The sequence below is a fragment of the Sulfitobacter sp. SK012 genome (assembly GCF_003352085.1).
Lineage (GTDB): Bacteria > Pseudomonadota > Alphaproteobacteria > Rhodobacterales > Rhodobacteraceae > Sulfitobacter.
In genome coordinates this window covers 4,587,021-4,603,142 of the sequence record NZ_CP025804.1, presented here as the reverse complement: position 1 = coordinate 4,603,142, position 16,122 = coordinate 4,587,021, and the positions used below count along the sequence as shown (strand labels likewise).

General features: G+C 54.2%; 13 protein-coding genes and 1 tRNA gene. 4 read left to right on the top strand and 10 right to left on the bottom strand.

The window, feature by feature from the left end:
• Positions 1-15: 15 nt before the first annotated feature.
• Positions 16-86 (top strand) — tRNA-Lys (locus C1J03_RS25500).
• Positions 87-311: 225 nt separating this feature from the next.
• Here the strand turns inward: C1J03_RS25500 and C1J03_RS22380 are convergent.
• Positions 312-806, bottom strand: a complete 495-nt coding sequence (locus tag C1J03_RS22380) for a DUF2306 domain-containing protein (RefSeq protein WP_114888595.1) — start codon at positions 804-806, stop codon at positions 312-314.
• A 102-nt stretch (positions 807-908) separates the two neighbouring features.
• Here C1J03_RS22380 and C1J03_RS22375 point away from each other — a divergent pair, with 102 nt between their 5' ends.
• A complete protein-coding gene (locus C1J03_RS22375; RefSeq protein WP_162798635.1) occupies positions 909-1,685 on the top strand; it encodes a LytTR family DNA-binding domain-containing protein in 777 nt (258 codons plus the stop codon).
• 20 nt (positions 1,686-1,705) lie between these two features.
• Here C1J03_RS22375 and C1J03_RS22370 read toward each other — a convergent pair whose 3' ends face one another.
• A complete protein-coding gene (locus tag C1J03_RS22370; protein ID WP_114888593.1) occupies positions 1,706-2,332 on the bottom strand; it encodes a LysE family translocator in 627 nt (208 codons plus the stop codon).
• A gap of 260 nt (positions 2,333-2,592) precedes the next feature.
• On the opposite strand from C1J03_RS22370, the gene C1J03_RS22365 reads away from it, so the two are divergent.
• Entirely contained in the window at positions 2,593-4,209 is a 1,617-nt protein-coding gene (locus tag C1J03_RS22365) for an alpha-glucosidase (RefSeq protein ID WP_114888592.1), read from the top strand.
• Between the two features lie 124 nt (positions 4,210-4,333).
• Here the strand turns inward: C1J03_RS22365 and C1J03_RS22360 are convergent, their stop codons facing one another.
• Together C1J03_RS22360 and C1J03_RS22355 are read right to left on the bottom strand one after the other, a co-directional pair.
• Positions 4,334-4,552, bottom strand: a complete 219-nt coding sequence (locus C1J03_RS22360; RefSeq protein ID WP_254694133.1) for a hypothetical protein — start codon at positions 4,550-4,552, stop codon at positions 4,334-4,336.
• Positions 4,553-4,757: 205 nt separating this feature from the next.
• A complete protein-coding gene (locus tag C1J03_RS22355) occupies positions 4,758-5,963 on the bottom strand; it encodes an MFS transporter (RefSeq protein WP_114888590.1) in 1,206 nt (401 codons plus the stop codon).
• A gap of 95 nt (positions 5,964-6,058) precedes the next feature.
• Here C1J03_RS22355 and C1J03_RS22350 point away from each other — a divergent pair, with 95 nt between their 5' ends.
• On the top strand, positions 6,059-7,006 hold the full coding sequence (locus C1J03_RS22350; protein WP_114888589.1) for a GlxA family transcriptional regulator: 948 nt from the start codon (positions 6,059-6,061) through the stop codon (positions 7,004-7,006).
• 67 nt (positions 7,007-7,073) lie between these two features.
• Here the strand turns inward: C1J03_RS22350 and C1J03_RS22345 are convergent, their stop codons facing one another.
• From C1J03_RS22345 to glgC, 6 genes are read right to left on the bottom strand one after another with little or no spacing between them, the layout of a single operon-like run.
• Positions 7,074-9,467, bottom strand: a complete 2,394-nt coding sequence (locus C1J03_RS22345) for a glycogen/starch/alpha-glucan phosphorylase (protein ID WP_114888588.1) — start codon at positions 9,465-9,467, stop codon at positions 7,074-7,076.
• Positions 9,451-9,669, bottom strand: coding sequence for a hypothetical protein (locus tag C1J03_RS26215; RefSeq protein WP_441351146.1), 219 nt, complete (start codon positions 9,667-9,669; stop codon positions 9,451-9,453). Before C1J03_RS26215 ends, C1J03_RS22345 begins: the two co-directional genes overlap by 17 nt.
• A gap of 29 nt (positions 9,670-9,698) precedes the next feature.
• Positions 9,699-11,330: an alpha-D-glucose phosphate-specific phosphoglucomutase gene (locus C1J03_RS22340; protein WP_114888587.1), complete on the bottom strand. Its 1,632-nt coding sequence runs from the start codon at positions 11,328-11,330 to the stop codon at positions 9,699-9,701.
• A gap of 19 nt (positions 11,331-11,349) precedes the next feature.
• Positions 11,350-13,437: a glycogen debranching protein GlgX gene (glgX, locus tag C1J03_RS22335; RefSeq protein WP_114888586.1), complete on the bottom strand. Its 2,088-nt coding sequence runs from the start codon at positions 13,435-13,437 to the stop codon at positions 11,350-11,352.
• On the bottom strand, positions 13,434-14,864 hold the full coding sequence (gene glgA, locus C1J03_RS22330) for a glycogen synthase GlgA (protein WP_114888585.1): 1,431 nt from the start codon (positions 14,862-14,864) through the stop codon (positions 13,434-13,436). Before glgA ends, glgX begins: the two co-directional genes overlap by 4 nt.
• The gene (gene glgC / locus C1J03_RS22325; protein ID WP_114888584.1) at positions 14,861-16,117 is read right to left on the bottom strand and encodes a glucose-1-phosphate adenylyltransferase; all 1,257 of its coding nucleotides are present in this window, start codon (positions 16,115-16,117) and stop codon (positions 14,861-14,863) included. Before glgC ends, glgA begins: the two co-directional genes overlap by 4 nt.
• Positions 16,118-16,122 lie beyond the last annotated feature (5 nt).

Genomic DNA, 16,122 nt, shown 5'->3' with positions numbered 1-16,122 from the left:
TTACGTACGCCTTGCGGGTGGTGAGTATCCACGCCAACTCTCTTTTAATCAGTAGGTCTCCGGTTCGAACCCGGACGGGCTCACCACTTTTAACTTAAAATGCGGCTATTTATCTAATTTTCGTTCTCAAAACGCCCGCCTGCTGAGTCGGGCGGTCGTTTAGCATTTTATACAAATGCATCCTTCAGTACTACTTAAGTCGTTGATTGTATTTTAGCCCGCCCACGCCGCTGTGACGACCATTCAACGATTTTGTAGCGCCAGAGCCTTGAATGGAAGCCAAGGGTCGACGGACTTCTACATCGAAACAATCAGGCAATGCTGCTGGAACGCCTTCGAAACCGAACCAGCCCATCGGCGATGATAAGCGTCAATCCAACACCAAGCACCCAAAGGCCAGCATCAGGCGAATCTGGAAACACAGCACGATTCGATGCCCTCCCTGGCAAGAAGTTGAACAGCCCCGCTATGACCAAACCCCTCCAGTACAAATTCTGGAACACTTGGCGATGCGCATCAACTCGTCCTGCAAAAGCGTGCCGTAGCCCTTCCCAAACCGACCAAAGCGCAAAAACAGACAAGGCGTGAATCGGACTGAACGGACCAATCATCGCAAATTCTGTAATCCAAAAGGATGAAACCGCGACGACCATCATCGAAAGCACCCAGATATAGCCACCCGTTTTGTGGAGCCGGTCGCGCCTATTTCGCAAGATCACGAAGGGCCCAAGCAGCAAAGCTATCATAGCGGCGGCGGCGTGCAGTTGGATGTAAACGGGTGCGTCGAAGAAGGGGGCAAGGGTCATTGGGCATCTCCAAAGGGTTGGTAAAAGGAGTGGAGTGCCCTACCGTTTGCATTGGCGCACATGCGCTTCAACGGTGGTTTCGTAAAGGGTTGGGTTCGCTTCGTGAATGAGAGACATCTGCAATCCGCGCTTCGTGAATGGCGCGCTCTGTTCAGCGCTCCCGGGGTGTATATTGTGCTGTGTGGGGTCGCTGCATTGCTTGCGATATTGGGGCCATTTGGCACTGACGAACGGCTCTCATTGGTTGAGCGGTTGATCTATTGGCTGGTTATGGCAGCGGGAACTTATTCTATCGGTTTCGTCATAAATACTTGGCTGGCAAACATGATTGGTACAGCTTTGCCAAAGTTAGCTCGCATTGGGGTGGTCAGCGTCGCTACCGGTGCCGGCATTGCCCCATTCATAACCTTGCAAAACTACATCAGCTTCGGCTATTGGCCGTCCGCTGCAGAATGGTCAGTACTTTTGGTGCAGTTCTTTGTGATTTCGTTGATTGTGACGGTGATCTTCCAAACGGTATCCGGGCAAATGGATTTCAATGCGGGTGACGTCCAGATCAGACCACCAACTTTGCTGGGCCGGCTTCCATTCGACAAACGCGGTGATTTGGTCGCGCTGTCGTCGGAAGATCATTACACACTGATCCAGACCACCAAGGGAGAAAGTCTGGTCCTGATCCGCCTCACAGATGCGATCAAAGAGGCTGAGCCAACCAAGGGCATTCGGGTCCACCGGTCGCATTGGGTGGCCCTTGATCAAGTATCCGCCGCCCGGCGCGAGGGTGCACGGGCGTTCTTGATGCTCAGTACTGGAAACGAGATACCCGTAAGCCGGTCATTGATGACCGAGGCAAAACAGGCCGGGCTGCTCTTGCGTTAACTTGCCTGTAGACCGACCAACTACGCCCGTTTGAACGTCGCCGTTGCCACGCCCATCGCGATCAATGCCAGCCCGCCAAAACGGGAGAACCCAGCCAACACGGAAGGGCGCGAAATCTTTGTGCGCAGCTTGTCTGCCAAGAGCGCGTAGGCCAAAGCATTGAGTGCAGCGAGACCAACAAACGTTGCGATCAGGATGAAAAACTGCGGCAAAAGCGGGCTCTCAACTGCAAGAAACTGCGGGACAAAGGCAATGAAAAACACAATGGATTTGGGGTTGAGGGCGGTTACTGCCGTTGCATGTCCGAAAACATTTGCCGCTGTGGTTTGTGCAACGTCTTCGACCGCTCCTAGAGTCGCTGTCGGCGCGCTCCGAAACAGTTTCACTCCGAGGAAAACAAGGTAGGCAGCACCCACCCACTTCAATACCGTGAACAGCGTGGCAGAGGCGAGAACCAAAGCGCCCAGCCCAGCCAGCGATGCCGACATCGCAATGAGATCACCCAATGCGACCCCCGCGACGGTGGCGAGCGCAACTCGTTTTCCTTGGCTGATCGCATAACTAAGCACCAGCAAGACAGTCGGCCCGGGAATAAGAAGAAGAGCGATTGATGCCGCCACAAACGCCAGCCAAACTTGAATTTCCATAGCGAATATACTCCTAAGATTTGAGTAAATCAGCCATACGACATGCTGGGAGTAAAGCGCAAAATACCGATCGAAATTTACAGAATTTTCGGGAGGCCGTTGAGTTGGGAGGGCAGGCCCGTTGCAAATCTCAGCGAGCCGCTCGTGATCATTTTGGACTCAACATCCGATCGGATTCAGTTTTTTGTTTCTACAAACCAAGCCGACCCTTTCCACCAGCCTCATCACTGTTAGGGTCGATCCCTAACAGGAGTTTTAAAATGCACGAATGGTGGCGCAGCGCTGTAATCTATCAGGTCTACCCGCGTTCCTATCAGGACGATAACGGCGACGGCGTTGGGGATCTATCGGGCATCACGCGTCGCTTGCCGCATATTGCAGAGCTAGGCGTGGATTGCATTTGGCTGTCCCCGATCTTTGCCTCTCCGCAAGCGGACATGGGATACGATGTGTCCGACTATGTTGCCGTCGATCCTTTGTTTGGTGACATGGGTGATTTTGACGCTCTGATCACAGCCGCTCATGAACAGGGTCTCAAGGTCATTGTCGACCAAGTGCTGTCGCACACTTCCGAGCAACATGAGTGGTTCAAACAATCCCGGACAAGTCGCGATAATGACAAGGCTGATTGGTATGTTTGGGCTGATCCGCTGCCGGATGGGTCCCCGCCAACAAACTGGCACAGCCATTTTGGCGGCCCAGCATGGGAGTTTGATCCCCAGCGCGGGCAGTATTATTTGCACAATTTTCTCGGCTCACAACCAGACCTGAACTTTCACAACCCGGGTGTGATTGATGCGATCTTAGAAACCTGCAAATTTTGGTTAGACCGCGGCTTGGACGGCTTTCGGCTCGATACAGTGAACTACTATTTCCACGATCAAAAACTGCGATCCAATCCGCCCGCGCAGGCAAAACCACAAGTCATGGCGACTGACCTCTACGGTATGCAGAACAATATCTACAACAAGACACGCCCAGAGAACCTTGCGTTTCTTGAACGGTTGCGCGCACTGACTGATCAGTATCCTGACATCATGATGGTCGGCGAAGTTGGTGAGATGGGTCACCGATCGATTGAGATTATGGGCGAATACACTAAAGGCACAGCGCGGCTGCACATGGCTTACAGTTTTGCGATGCTGGGCCCTGATTTTAACGCAGAGCACTTTCGCAATTGCATCGAGGGGTTTCAGCGCGGCGCGCCAGATGGCCATCCCTACTGGTCTTTCAGCAACCACGATGTTCCGCGTCACGTAAGCCGCTGGGCTGAGGATGCGGTATCGAACGACGCGATGGCGCGGTTGACTTGCGCGATGTTGATGGCGTTTGAGGGCACCATCGGGATCTACCAAGGCGAAGAGCTTGGGCAACTAGAAACCGAAATGACATTTGAAGAATTGACTGACCCACCTGCGATCCGGTTTTGGCCTGCTGTGAAAGGCCGTGATGGCTGCCGTACGCCGATGGTTTGGGAAAAGGACGCACCGAATGCTGGGTTCAGCACGGGCACGCCTTGGTTGCCGGTAAAGCCACCACAAGCGGCCCACGCTGTCGACCAGCAAGGACCGGATGGTATTTTTGCGTTCTACAAAGCAATGATCACGTGGCGCAAAGCAAGCCCAGCCCTCAGCCATGGTAAAACCACGTTTATCTCACTGCCCGAACCCCTGTTGGCCTTTACCCGTTCCGCGCCAGAAGAGACGCTGACGTGCATGTTCAACCTTTCGCCAAATACGCAGGTTTTGACGATAGCAGGGTCCGCAAAAATCGCGCGTGCGGCACATGCCGAATTAGACGGGCAGACTCTTACGTTATTGGGGAACGGCTTTGTTTATCTGTCACATACAGGGGATATTGGCTTGGTAGCAGACTAGGGTCGCAGCCTTAGAAATTGTAAGCTGCCAATGTCAAAATGGCCGACATTGGTACCTGTCGTTCCCAAAGCCATCATTCACAGCCTGGTGTGACGAATTTCAGTGCCAGTTGGAGGCTGTTTGATCATTGCTTCAGCTGATCAGGAAGCCAGTGAACCGCAGCTGTCGCTTTGGTAAGTGCCGCGTCAGCATCTGCAAAAACCTGATCACCAAAGTGGCCTATGCTATACCAGCCGCTCGAGTCCTCGGGATCCCGGCGAAATTCGTCAAACCCGTAAGTCCCATCAGGGCGCAGAAAAACGTCTACACAGGTGTATTCACCATCCAAGTTTATCGATCGCATGACTTTGTTCTTATGTGCCAATGGATGCGCTCCACAGATTTTTCTTGTGTCTATTCAAACGAAGAAAGTAGGGCAAACTACCACGTTCAATTGCTTACCCTCCCAGGGTCAATCTGGGCTCAAGTTAGCCGACCGACGGCTTCGGACAGGTCTTCGCCCAACAGCACTGCTGGCAACGCCGCTTGATTTGCACCCATGTGTAGTTTCACAATTCTGACCTACCCTCAAAGGAACTCTGACGCTTCGCAAGCATCATTGAGCCAAGGGCAATTGTAAGGACGACCGCAGCCACGATGGCGAGAGGTGCCCAACCAAATCCTGCAATGATCGTGCCCGCTGCAAATGCGCATACTGTCGAGACCAACGCGATGATGGTGTCATTGACGCCCTGAACGACAGATTTCTCGTCCGCAGATACCACATTTGCCAACATTGTTGTCGCGCCGATGAACCCAAAGTTCCATCCGACACCAAGCAAAATGAGCGCTCCGTAGAAATGTGCCGAAGACAGCCCCGTGGCTGCAGAGATCGCCGCCATGACCAGCAATGCCAACCCAATCATCGAAATATGCCATGTGCCGAAACGTTTGATTAGAAAGCCCGTAAAAAAGCTGGGCGCAAACATCGCCACAACATGCCAGCGGATCACATCACCCGCAGCCGCTTCTGAAAATCCGCATCCAATCATCGCGAGCGGGGTAGGTACCATCAAAAACACCATGATCCCCTGCGACACTGCGCCGATGCCAACTGCCGTCCGAACCGGACGTTGTTTGAGAACTGCGAGGGCCGCAAACCTGCCACCGGAGCGATGTTGCGGCGAAGGTTTGGGTGTAGGAATGTGCACGAATGCCAAGGGCGAAAGCCCGATCAGCGATACGGCACCAATCGCGGCATAAGCCCCTGCCAAGGGGATGGGGCTAAGCGCGTCTTTGGCCAGAATGAACACTTGTGGGCCCACGAACGCGGCAATCAACCCAGATGTGAGCATCAAGGAAATAGCTACGGGCTGCCATTCTGGGCTCACCACTTCGGCTGCAGCAAACCGGAAATATTGGAAACAAGACAAGGCCGCGCCGAGGGCAAGGTGAGCCACACACAAAAGGATAAAGCTGTCTGACATCATGGCCCATGTGCCGATCAATGCCCCTAGGAGTGCGAGGGCCCCGCCAATCAAAAAGCCAGCTTTCCGACCAAGTCGCCCCATCAACAATGAAAACGGGGCTGCGGCAAACAATCCGGCGAGCGTTTGAACCGAGGCTGGTATCGTCGCAAGCGCTGCTGTTGGTGCAAGCATTAGGCCCGCGAGCCCGCCTAGAATAATCAGCATAGGCATCGCGGAACCTAAAACCGTATTGGCGGCAAGCAGGCCCAAGAAGTTACCGTTACGGGCGAAAGTCGAAACAGGCATGATTGGGTTCCATTGCAAGACGTTTGCTATGGCTATGTACCAGCGATCCGATTTGTCTTATATGTCAATATGGCATCAAAATTGGACAAACCTCTATGATACGCACAGTTGACGTTTTGCTATTCGATGATGTGAATATGCTAGACGTATCAGGCCCGGTTCAGGCGTTTGAAGCGGCGCTTGTCGAAAGTCGCAAGCAGTATGTGATGCGCTATGTGTCGCCCGATGGAAATCCCGTACGCGCGACCTGCGGGTTGCGGTTGATTGCTGACAAACAACTTTCAAAGCGATCTGATAGCGACGATCTTTTGATCCCCGGTGGCGATGGGGTCGATGCCCTAATCCAGAACTTGGCAGTACGCGATGTCATCCAGCGCCGCGCCGCGCGTGAGGGGACTGGCCGCCTAATATCGATTTGCTCCGGAGCGCTCGTTCTGGCGGCTGCAGGTGTTTTGGACGGACGCTCTGCGACAACACATTGGTCACGTTCGACAGACACCCGTAAATACGAAAAAGTCCTTTGGGATCTAGATCGGATCAGCACATCAGATACGCGTATTTTTACATCAGCCGGTGTGACGACAGGGATTGACCTAGCATTGGCGATTATCAGGTCCGATTGTGGTGCGGAAGTTGCTCTGGCCGCCGCACGCGAGCTGGTTGTCCAGCTGCGCCGCACAGGAGGCCAAAGCCAATATGCCATCCACTTGGCTGGTCAATTTACAGATGACGACACCCTAACGCAGTTGATCGAAAAGGTCGTGTCGCAGCCGCATTTAGATTGGTCGTTGGATGCATTAGCAACAACAGCGGGAATGAACTCACGCACCCTTTCCCGGCATTTCAAACGAGACCTACACGAGACACCGGCCCAATTCGTGGAAAGGATACGTGTCGATCACGCCAGAGGCCTGTTGTCAGAAAACCTACCTCTGAAAAAAGTCGCTAAGGATAGCGGCTTTGGCGATTTACAGCGCATGCGGCGCGCATTTCAACGCCGGTTCGGCATCCATATCCGCGACTATATAAGCGCATTTGGGTAAAGGATCTGTTCAGTCTCAAATCCCAAAGGTTGGTTAGTTTTGAGCCAGTTTGCCTAAAACCAAAACCTTAGGCCAAACTTTTGGCTCCCCAGATGTCTGCCATATAGCCCTTGATCGTGCGGTCAGACGAAAAGAACCCTGATCCCGCGATGTTGCGGAGTGCCAGCATGTTCCAGTGGTCCGCATCCGCATAGGCACGGTCTACGTCCGCTTGAGCCGCCTGATAGCTGTCGAAATCTGACGTGACGAGAAACGGATCGTGTTTCCAAGTCGCATCCACCAGCCCAAGGTAGCGTCCCGTGTCTGCGGGGCTAAAGCGCCCTTCGACCAGCATCTGCAAAATTTCCTGTAAAGGCTGGCTGGCAAGGATTGCGCGGCGCGCGTGATCATCTACACAATACCGCTCCTGTACTTCTTGGGCGGTCATCCCAAACAAAAAGAAGTTATCGGCCCCCACATGTTCGCGGATTTCCACATTGGCCCCGTCAAGCGTGCCAATGGTCAGCGCACCGTTCATGGTGAACTTCATGTTGCCCGTGCCGGATGCTTCTTTCCCTGCCGTGGAAATCTGCTCTGACAAATCCGCCGCAGGGATCAGCCGCTGAGCCATCGAGACATTATAGTTGGCGGGATAAACAACCTTCAAAAGGTCACCCGTCACCGGATCATTGTTAATTGTATCCGCCACATCGTTGATGAGGTGAATAATTTCCTTGGCGACAAAATACCCGGGCGCGGCTTTACCTCCGAAAATCTTGACGCGCGGCGTCCAGCTTGCACCGGGATCAGCGCGGATTGCAGACCAGCGCGCGATGGTTTCAAACACGTTCAGCAGCTGTCGCTTGTATTCGTGCATCCGTTTGACCTGAACATCGAACATTGCATCAGGGTTTAGCGTGATACCCTGTTGATCTTTCACCCAATTGGCAAAGGCGATTTTGTTCTGGCGCTTGGCCACGCCGAAGGCGTCACGAACGCTCCGGTCGCCTTCGTACTTGCTAAGCTCTGATAAACGGTCGAGGTCGTTCTCCCATCCGGATCCAATCGTTTCTGTCAGCAGGCGCGACAGCGCCGGGTTCGACAGGCGCAGCCAACGTCGCGGTGTAACACCGTTGGTCTGGTTGATGATGCGACCCGGATACACAGCATCCAGATCGGCAAAGACCGTTTCGCGCATCAACTGCGAATGCAGCGCAGATACCCCATTCACATGCGAGGCCATGACAAAAGCCAATGTGCCCATATGGACCCGGTCGTGGTGGATGACGCACAGCTCTGGACCGCATCCCGTCGCCTTTTGGTGTTCTGCATCGATCCGTTCAATGATCTGCATGTGGCGGGGCAGGATACGGCCCATGAGCCATGTGGACCATGCCTCCAAGGCCTCCGGCAGCAATGTGTGGTTGGTATAGTTCAGACAACCCTGAGCGAGGGTTTTTGCCTCATCCCACTCCAGCCCGTGTTCGTCCATCAACAACCGCATAAGCTCTGGTCCCGCCAGCGCTGGATGCGTGTCGTTCATCTGGATCGCAACTTTTTGCGACAACAGCCCAAGATCATCGTATTCAGAAAGAAAGCGGCGCAGAATGTCTTGCAGCGCGGCAGACGTCAGGAAGAACTCCTGTTTTAGGCGCAACTCTTTGCCGCTGTCTGTTGCATCCTCTGGATACAAAACCCTGCTTAGGGTGCGTGCCAATGCCTCGGGTGCAGCAGCGGCTGTATGATCCCCAGAATTAAAGCGATCCAGATCGAACAAATCAGTCGGATGCGCCCCCCAAAGGCGGAGCGTGTTCGCCCATTTTCCCTGCCAACCGACAACAGGCATGTCATAGGCCCGTGCATAAACGGATTCGCCGGGTTTCCAAATCGGTTTACCATCAATCAAACCAACGCTCCCTTTGAAGGGGATCGTATAGCGCGCTTCGGGGCGTTCAAATTCCCAAGGGTGCGGCTGGTTCAGCCAATCCTCAGGACGCTCAATTTGGCGCCCACTCTCGAATGTTTGCTTGAACAGCCCGTGTTCGTAACGGATGCCATAGCCGTATGCAGGGCACGCGAGCGTCGACATGCTCTCAAGAAAACAAGCCGCCAATCGGCCCAGGCCGCCATTGCCCAAAGCGGCATCGGGTTCGTCCTCGATCACATCGTCAAGAGCGATACCTTCGGCCTCCAGAACCTCATGCATCGTGTCGCGCAAGTTCAGGTTAACCATCGCGTCTTCAAGAATTCGGCCGATCAGAAATTCCATGGACAAGTAGTAAACTCGTTTGCCTTGCGCCTCGTACGTCTTGCGCGTGGCGGCGAACCACGGCTCGACGATCAGGTCGCGAACGGAATAACTGACGGCCATACGCCAATCATAAATGCTGGCATGCGATTTATCCTTCCCCAGAGTGAAGGTCAGATGCTGCATAATGCGCGCACGCAACGCCTCTGCGGACAGATCATTCATAGCGTTCATAACGTTCATGTGCCTCGGGTTGGGTCAACCAGACGCGCCCAAGGGGCGGCAAGGTGAATGTATCGTCGTTTAAATCCAATGCGCCATCTGACATTGCACCGTGAAAATCCGCTACGCCCAATTCGCGCAACCAATGACTTGGCAGGTTTTGCCAGTCTTCGGTGAAATTGAAAAGGCACAGTAGCGTTTCAGCAGGTGCAATCTGTTAAAGTGCAACGAATGATCTAGTGTTTAGGTGATGACGTCGGGTTTGGACCTACCTGTTTGCGTTACTAAATCCGACAGGTGCATCGCTGCTTTGCATACGTCAGCCAAGGCATCTTGCGGCAGCAGGTCGAGCTTTTCAGCGTCCTTTTCCAGCTGCTCTAGATAGATGCGGATTGTCGCCCCTTCGGTACCCGTACCAGAAAGGCGCAAAACGGCACGAGCGCCTGCCTTGAACACAATGCGCAGACCTTGGCCAGTAGACCGCGAGCCATCAACTGGATCGTCGTAAGCGAACTCGTCCGCCGCTTCGACCGTTAAGCCATAAACAGTCGTTCCAATCAGCGAAGGCAATTTGGCGCGCAGCCCATCCATCACCGCATTGGCCTTATCGCTATCGACGTTTTCATAGTCATGGCGCGAATAGTAACAACGGCCATAGGTAGACCAAAGGTCAGCCATGATTTCTGCCACGGATTGCTGCGTCTCAGCTAAAATGTTCAGCCATAAAAGGAGCGCCCAAAGCCCGTCTTTCTCGCGCACGTGATCTGATCCCGCGCCGGCACTTTCTTCACCACATAGCGTCACCTTCCCGGCATCGAGCAAGTTGCCAAAGAACTTCCAACCGGTGGGGGTTTCAAAGCACGAAATGCCCAAAACGTCAGCGACACGGTCCACAGCACGCGACGTCGGCATGGAGCGCGCAACGCCAGCCAGTCCACCTTTGTATCCCGGCGCCAGATGCGCCTTGGCTGCGAGTACGGCCAGACCGTCAGATGGGGTCACATAGATCCCGCGCCCCAAGATCATGATGCGGTCACCGTCGCCATCCGAAGCCGCGCCAAAATCTGGGGCGACAGGCCCATGCATTTTGTCCATCAGGTCTTTGGCCCAGATCGGGTTGGGATCAGGATGGCCGCCACCAAAATCCGGGCTGGGCACACCATTTACGACAGTCCCTTTTGCGGCCCCTAACATTCCCTCAAGAATTGCGTGCGCATAGGGGCCGGTGACCGCATGCATCGCGTCAAACCGCACTGTAAAACCATCAGCAAAGAGCGCGCGAATTTTATCAAAGTCGAACAAGCTCTTCATTAGGGTCGCATAATCCGTGACGGGATCGGCAATCTCGATCTCCATCCCTTCAATTTTCGAGGTGCCGATCACGTCCAAATCTATGTCAGATGCGGCTGCAATTTTATAATCCGTAAGCTTTTTGGTGATGGCAAAAATCTTGTCTGTCATTGTCTCGGTCGCAGGGCCGCCGTTCTCGCCATTGTACTTAAGACCAAAATCAGCCTCTGGCCCGCCAGGGTTATGGCTAGCCGATAAGATCAACCCGCCGTCCGCTCCACGTTGCCGGATCAGATTGGACGTCGCGGGCGTAGACAAAAGACCGCCCTGACCAACGATGCATTTGGCCGCACCATTGGCCGCCGCCATTCGCAAGATCACCTGAATAGCACGGTCATTGAAATACCGTCCGTCACCCCCGACCACGAGTGTTTTTCCCTCAACTCCGCCGATCCCGTCGAACGTCGACTGAACATAATTTTCAAGATAATGCGGTCGCATAAAAACAGCGGTTTTTTTGCGCAGCCCACTGGTGCCAGGCTTCTGACCCTCGATGGGATTTGTGCGAACCATTTGAATAGGCATGTCGTATTCTCCTCCGCTATTATTCCGCGTGCTGCTTCTCTTTTGAAAACACCACCACCGCATCCGCAGCCACATGAAGGCCAGGAGTTACCGCAATCGCGTCTTCTTGACTCGTATCGAAACGGCGCACCCAAACTTCCCCCGCTGGAACTTTAGGCGGTGTAATCTCAACAGCGGTGCCGCGGTTCAGGGCGATCAGCAATGCGCCCTCCCGTTCCACGTATTCGGGTGTTCCAGACACCATGCGCATCTCAGCCACCAGCGTCATTAGGTCTGGGTCATCCCAATCTGATTGGCGCATGGCGTCGCCGTTGACCTGCCGCCAGAACAAATCCGGCTCTCCGTCGATCAGCCGCTGACGCGAATGCAAAAACCGCCGTTGTCTCAATATGGGGTGCATCTTTCGAAACGCGATCGCCTGTTGGCAGAAGGTGAAAAACGGATCACCCTCTTCGGGCCAATCCACCCAGCCGATTTCGTTGTCCTGACAATACGCATTGTTGTTGCCGCCTTGCGAATTGCCCACTTCATCCCCTGCGAGGATCATGGGCGTGCCTTGAGACAGCATGAGCGTCGCCATCAGATTTCGTTTACGCCGAATGCGGGCCTTAACAATTGCGGGATCGTCCGTCGGTCCTTCGATCCCCATATTGTCAGAGTGGTTTTCTGAGTGGCCATCGCGGTTGTCTTCGCCATTGGCCGCGTTGTGCTTGGTTGAATAACTGACCGTATCATGCAGCGTGAAGCCGTCATGCGCTGTCAGAAAATTCAACGAAGACGTGGCCGAGCGCCCGTCATGATCAAAGAACTGCGCAGAGCCAGCAAAGCGCGCCGCCATGGCTGACACTTTGCCACGATCACCCCGCCAAAACTGGCGCGTGTTATCGCGAAACTTGTCGTTCCATTCCGCAAAAGGCGCTGGATAGGCACCCAGCTGATATCCACCGGGGCCAATATCCCAAGGCTCTGCGATCAGTTTTACGCGGTTCAGCACCGGATCTTGGCCGATGGCGCGAAAGAATGGCCCGTCTCGGTCAAAGCCATCACGCGTCCGCCCCAAGGTTGTGCAAAGATCAAACCGGAAGCCGTCCACATGCATCACCTCAACCCAATAACGCAGGCTGTCCATCACGAGGCGCAGCACAAACGGGTTTTCGAAATCAAGCGTGTTCCCGCAGCCTGAATCGTCAACGTAGTAGCGCGGATCATCTGACAGCCGGTAATAGCTGGCGTTGTCGAGCCCCCGAAAACTGAGGGTCGGACCCATTTCGGACCCTTCGGCGGTGTGATTGTAGACAACGTCCAAAATCACCTCGATACCAGCAGAATGAAACCGGGCGACCATCTGCTGAAACTCAGCAATGTCATTTCCTTGCATGTACCGCGGATCAGGGGCAAAGAACCCGTAGGTCATATAGCCCCAGTAATTTTTCAGGCCGCGATCAATCAAAAACTTGTCGGCCACGAACGCCTGTACCGGCAGCAATTCAATCGCCGTGACCCCCAGTTTGTTGAGGTGTTCCAGGATCGGATCGGACGCAATTGCCAGATAGCTACCAGCGTTTTCGATGTCTGAGCGGCCCGCGGTCAGCCCTTTGACGTGAGCCTCGTAGATGATGGTATTCTCTAGGGCGTGATTGGGTCGATTGCCGTCTCCCCAACTGAATGCAGGGTCCACCACGACCGAACGCGGCATGTAGGGCGCGCTGTCGGTTTTGTCGAAACTCAGGTCTTGGTCTTTGTGATCGGTCTTGTATCCAAACAGGGCGTTATTCCAAACGGGTTGCCCCGTCAGGCGTTTTGCGTAGGGATCAATCAGGAGTTTATAGGGGTTAAACCGGTGGCCCTCTTCGGGCTTGTAGGGGCCATCCATTCGAAAGCCGTATTGCTGCCCCGGCCGCATGCCGGGGATATACCCGTGCCAAATATGGCCCTCGCGTTCAGGCAACGTCACCACTTGGTTTTCGACGCCATCTTCATCGAAAAGACACAAGATGACCCTGGTGGCATTGCGCGAAAACACGGCGAAATTTACACCGTCACCATCAAAATGCGCGCCAAGAGGATGCGGAAGACCAGGCCTAATCGGAAAGGCGTCGATGCTCATGCGGCCACGCTTGATAGGGACGCATAAAGCGCGTGATACTTAGCTGCTGAAGCGTCCCACCCGACCTGTTGTTTCATAGCATTGCGCTGCATCGTGGCCCAAGTTTTGGGGTCACTGTAAAGCTTTGACAAACGCACAAAACTCTGCCCCAAAGCGGCGGCGGTAATCGGGTGAAATTGCAGACCCGTCGCCACGCCACTAGACAACGCAACAGGAGACGCGTTGATGACGGTGTCGGCCAATCCGCCTGTCAGCGCCACAAGCGGCAAGGTGCCATAGCGCAATCCATAAAGCTGGGTCAGCCCGCAGGGTTCAAACCGAGAAGGCACAAGGATCGCATCGCCGCCGGCCATCATTAGATGCGACAGGGCTTCATCATAGCCGATCTTGACCGATACGTTCTCGTTCTGCGCAGCAGCCTCCAGCAAAGCTACTTCAAGTAGGGGATCACCGGACCCTAACAGCGCTAATTGGCCCCCTCGATGCAACAGCTCAGGTAGGGCGGCAATCAGCAGATCAATACCCTTTTGCTCGCTCAAGCGGGATACCAGCACGCAAAGCGGCCCATCCGATTGTCCCAAGCCAAAAACCTTCTGCAGTGCTTTCTTGTTCGCGGCTTTGCCTTTGGTTGTTTTATACGGCGTGACATTGGGGTCTGTCGCAGGATTCCAAACGTCCTCGTCGATTCCGTTTACGATGCCAACAAGGTCTGGATTGCGATGCCGCAGTACACCGTCCATGCCCATGCCAAACTCTGGTGTCAGCAACTCATGTGCATAGGTTTGGGACACCGTGGTGATCTTTGCAGCTCCCATCAAACCGGATTTCAACGCGGAAATTTGACCCCAGAATTCAAAGTGATCTGCACTAAAACGGCTTGGATCAAGGCCTAAAGCAACTAGCCGATCAGCCCCTACATTGCCATGAAACGCGATGTTGTGGACCGTAAAAACAAACGGAACATCTGTGCCGGTAGCCTGCATATATTCCGGTGTCAGGCCTGCCTGCCAATCATGGCCGTGAACAATGTCAGGTTGCCATCCAGCCACACCATCCGCGGCGATCATCGCTGCGACATAGGACAGTGCTGCAAACCTCTCTGCGTTATCCGGCCAATCGTGGCCTGTCGCATCAACGTAGATCCCGCCATCCCGGTCATAAAGATGCGGCGCGTCCAAAATGAGCAGATCAAGCCCCGCAACCATGCAGGCCAACACAGATGCCGGCCCACCAAAGAGATCGTCGAACTTCTGGACCACTTTTGTTTTGCTAAGCTTGCCCATCACCATGCGGTATCCGGGCAGCAAGGTCCGAACCTCATCGCCAAAGACCGACAATGCACCAGGCAGCGCGCCAGCAACATCAGCCAATCCCCCCGTCTTAATCAGAGGGGCGCATTCAGACACGACAAAGAGGATCTTGGTCATAAAGAGGCAGCTCGCTTGTTCAACATATCCTGTGTGATCAATGTCGTTCCACGCTCCGTTACCCGAAACCACTTGCCGTCTTCGGTTGGGTCTTCTCCTACCACCAAGCCTTCAGGAATGATCACGCTTCCATCAATCACCACCTGCCGCAATCGTGCGGAGCGGTTTATCGTCACATTCGGCAAGACCACCGCATGATCCAACACCGCATAGGAATTGGTGTGCACATTGGTAAACAGGCAAGAATTACGCACTTCGGTGCCCGAAATGATACATCCGCCTGACACCATGCTTGAAATTGCCATACCGCGTCTGTCGCGTTCATCATGGATGAATTTTGCTGGCGGCACGCTTTCGTTGTAGGTCCAGATCGGCCAATCGCGATCCCACAAGTCCAGTTCCGGCGTGAAATTGGTCAGATCAATATGCGCCTGCCAAAACGCATCGACCGTGCCCACGTCCTTCCAATAAGCCGGAGCACCCTCTTCGCGCACGCAGCTTTCATCGAACCGGTGCGCCATGGCTTTGCCGTTCTTCACAATATCTGGAATCAGATCATTGCCAAAGTCATTCGTTGAATTTGTGTCTTCGGCGTCCCTGAGCAAAAGTTCACGCAGGAACTTCCAGTCAAAAACGTAGATACCCATCGATGCCAGAGCCAGATTTGGATCTTCGGGCGTGCCAGGCGGATCGGCTGGTTTCTCCAGAAAACTGGTGATCCGGCCTTCTTTGTCAGTGTCCATCACACCAAAAGCCGTCGCTTCCATGCGTGGCACTGTCAGGCACCCAACCGTCACATCTGCACTGGTTTCCACATGCTGGCGCAGCATGATTTCATAGTCCATTTTATAGATGTGATCGCCCGCCAGAACGACGACATAATCAATGCCGTAGCTGTCGACGATATCGATGTTCTGGGTGACGGCGTCTGCTGTACCCTTGTACCAACTCTCGGTTCCACCGCGTTGCGAGGCAGGCAGCACATCGAGGAACTCGTTGCGTTCGGCCCCAAAGAAATTCCAACCACGCTGCACGTGGCGGATCAGGCTGTGGGCTTTGTATTGCGTGGCAATCGCCATTTTACGGATGCCGGAATTCATCGCGTTAGACAGTGCAAAATCGATGATGCGGGCCTTGCCGCCAAACGGCACGGCGGGTTTCACGCGCCTGTCTGTTAGTTCTTTCAGACGGCTCCCTCGCCCACCGGCCAGTACGAAAACCATGGACCTTTGCGTTAAGCGCTTTGTCTTCATGTTGT

Bases quoted from the DNA above. Each gene is read 5' to 3' on its own strand.
- C1J03_RS22380 (WP_114888595.1), bottom strand. From the start codon at position 806: ATGACCCTTGCCCCCTTCTTCGACGCACCCGTTTACATCCAACTGCAC.
- C1J03_RS22370 (WP_114888593.1), bottom strand. From the start codon at position 2,332: ATGGAAATTCAAGTTTGGCTGGCGTTTGTGGCGGCATCAATCGCTCTT.
- C1J03_RS22365 (WP_114888592.1), top strand. From the start codon at position 2,593: ATGCACGAATGGTGGCGCAGCGCTGTAATCTATCAGGTCTACCCGCGT.
- C1J03_RS22360 (WP_254694133.1), bottom strand. From the start codon at position 4,552: ATGCGATCGATAAACTTGGATGGTGAATACACCTGTGTAGACGTTTTT.
- C1J03_RS22355 (WP_114888590.1), bottom strand. From the start codon at position 5,963: ATGCCTGTTTCGACTTTCGCCCGTAACGGTAACTTCTTGGGCCTGCTT.
- C1J03_RS22350 (WP_114888589.1), top strand. From the start codon at position 6,059: ATGATACGCACAGTTGACGTTTTGCTATTCGATGATGTGAATATGCTA.
- C1J03_RS22345 (WP_114888588.1), bottom strand. From the start codon at position 9,467: ATGAACGCTATGAATGATCTGTCCGCAGAGGCGTTGCGTGCGCGCATT.
- C1J03_RS22340 (WP_114888587.1), bottom strand. From the start codon at position 11,330: ATGCCTATTCAAATGGTTCGCACAAATCCCATCGAGGGTCAGAAGCCT.
- glgX (WP_114888586.1), bottom strand. From the start codon at position 13,437: ATGAGCATCGACGCCTTTCCGATTAGGCCTGGTCTTCCGCATCCTCTT.
- glgA (WP_114888585.1), bottom strand. From the start codon at position 14,864: ATGACCAAGATCCTCTTTGTCGTGTCTGAATGCGCCCCTCTGATTAAG.
- glgC (WP_114888584.1), bottom strand. From the start codon at position 16,117: ATGAAGACAAAGCGCTTAACGCAAAGGTCCATGGTTTTCGTACTGGCC.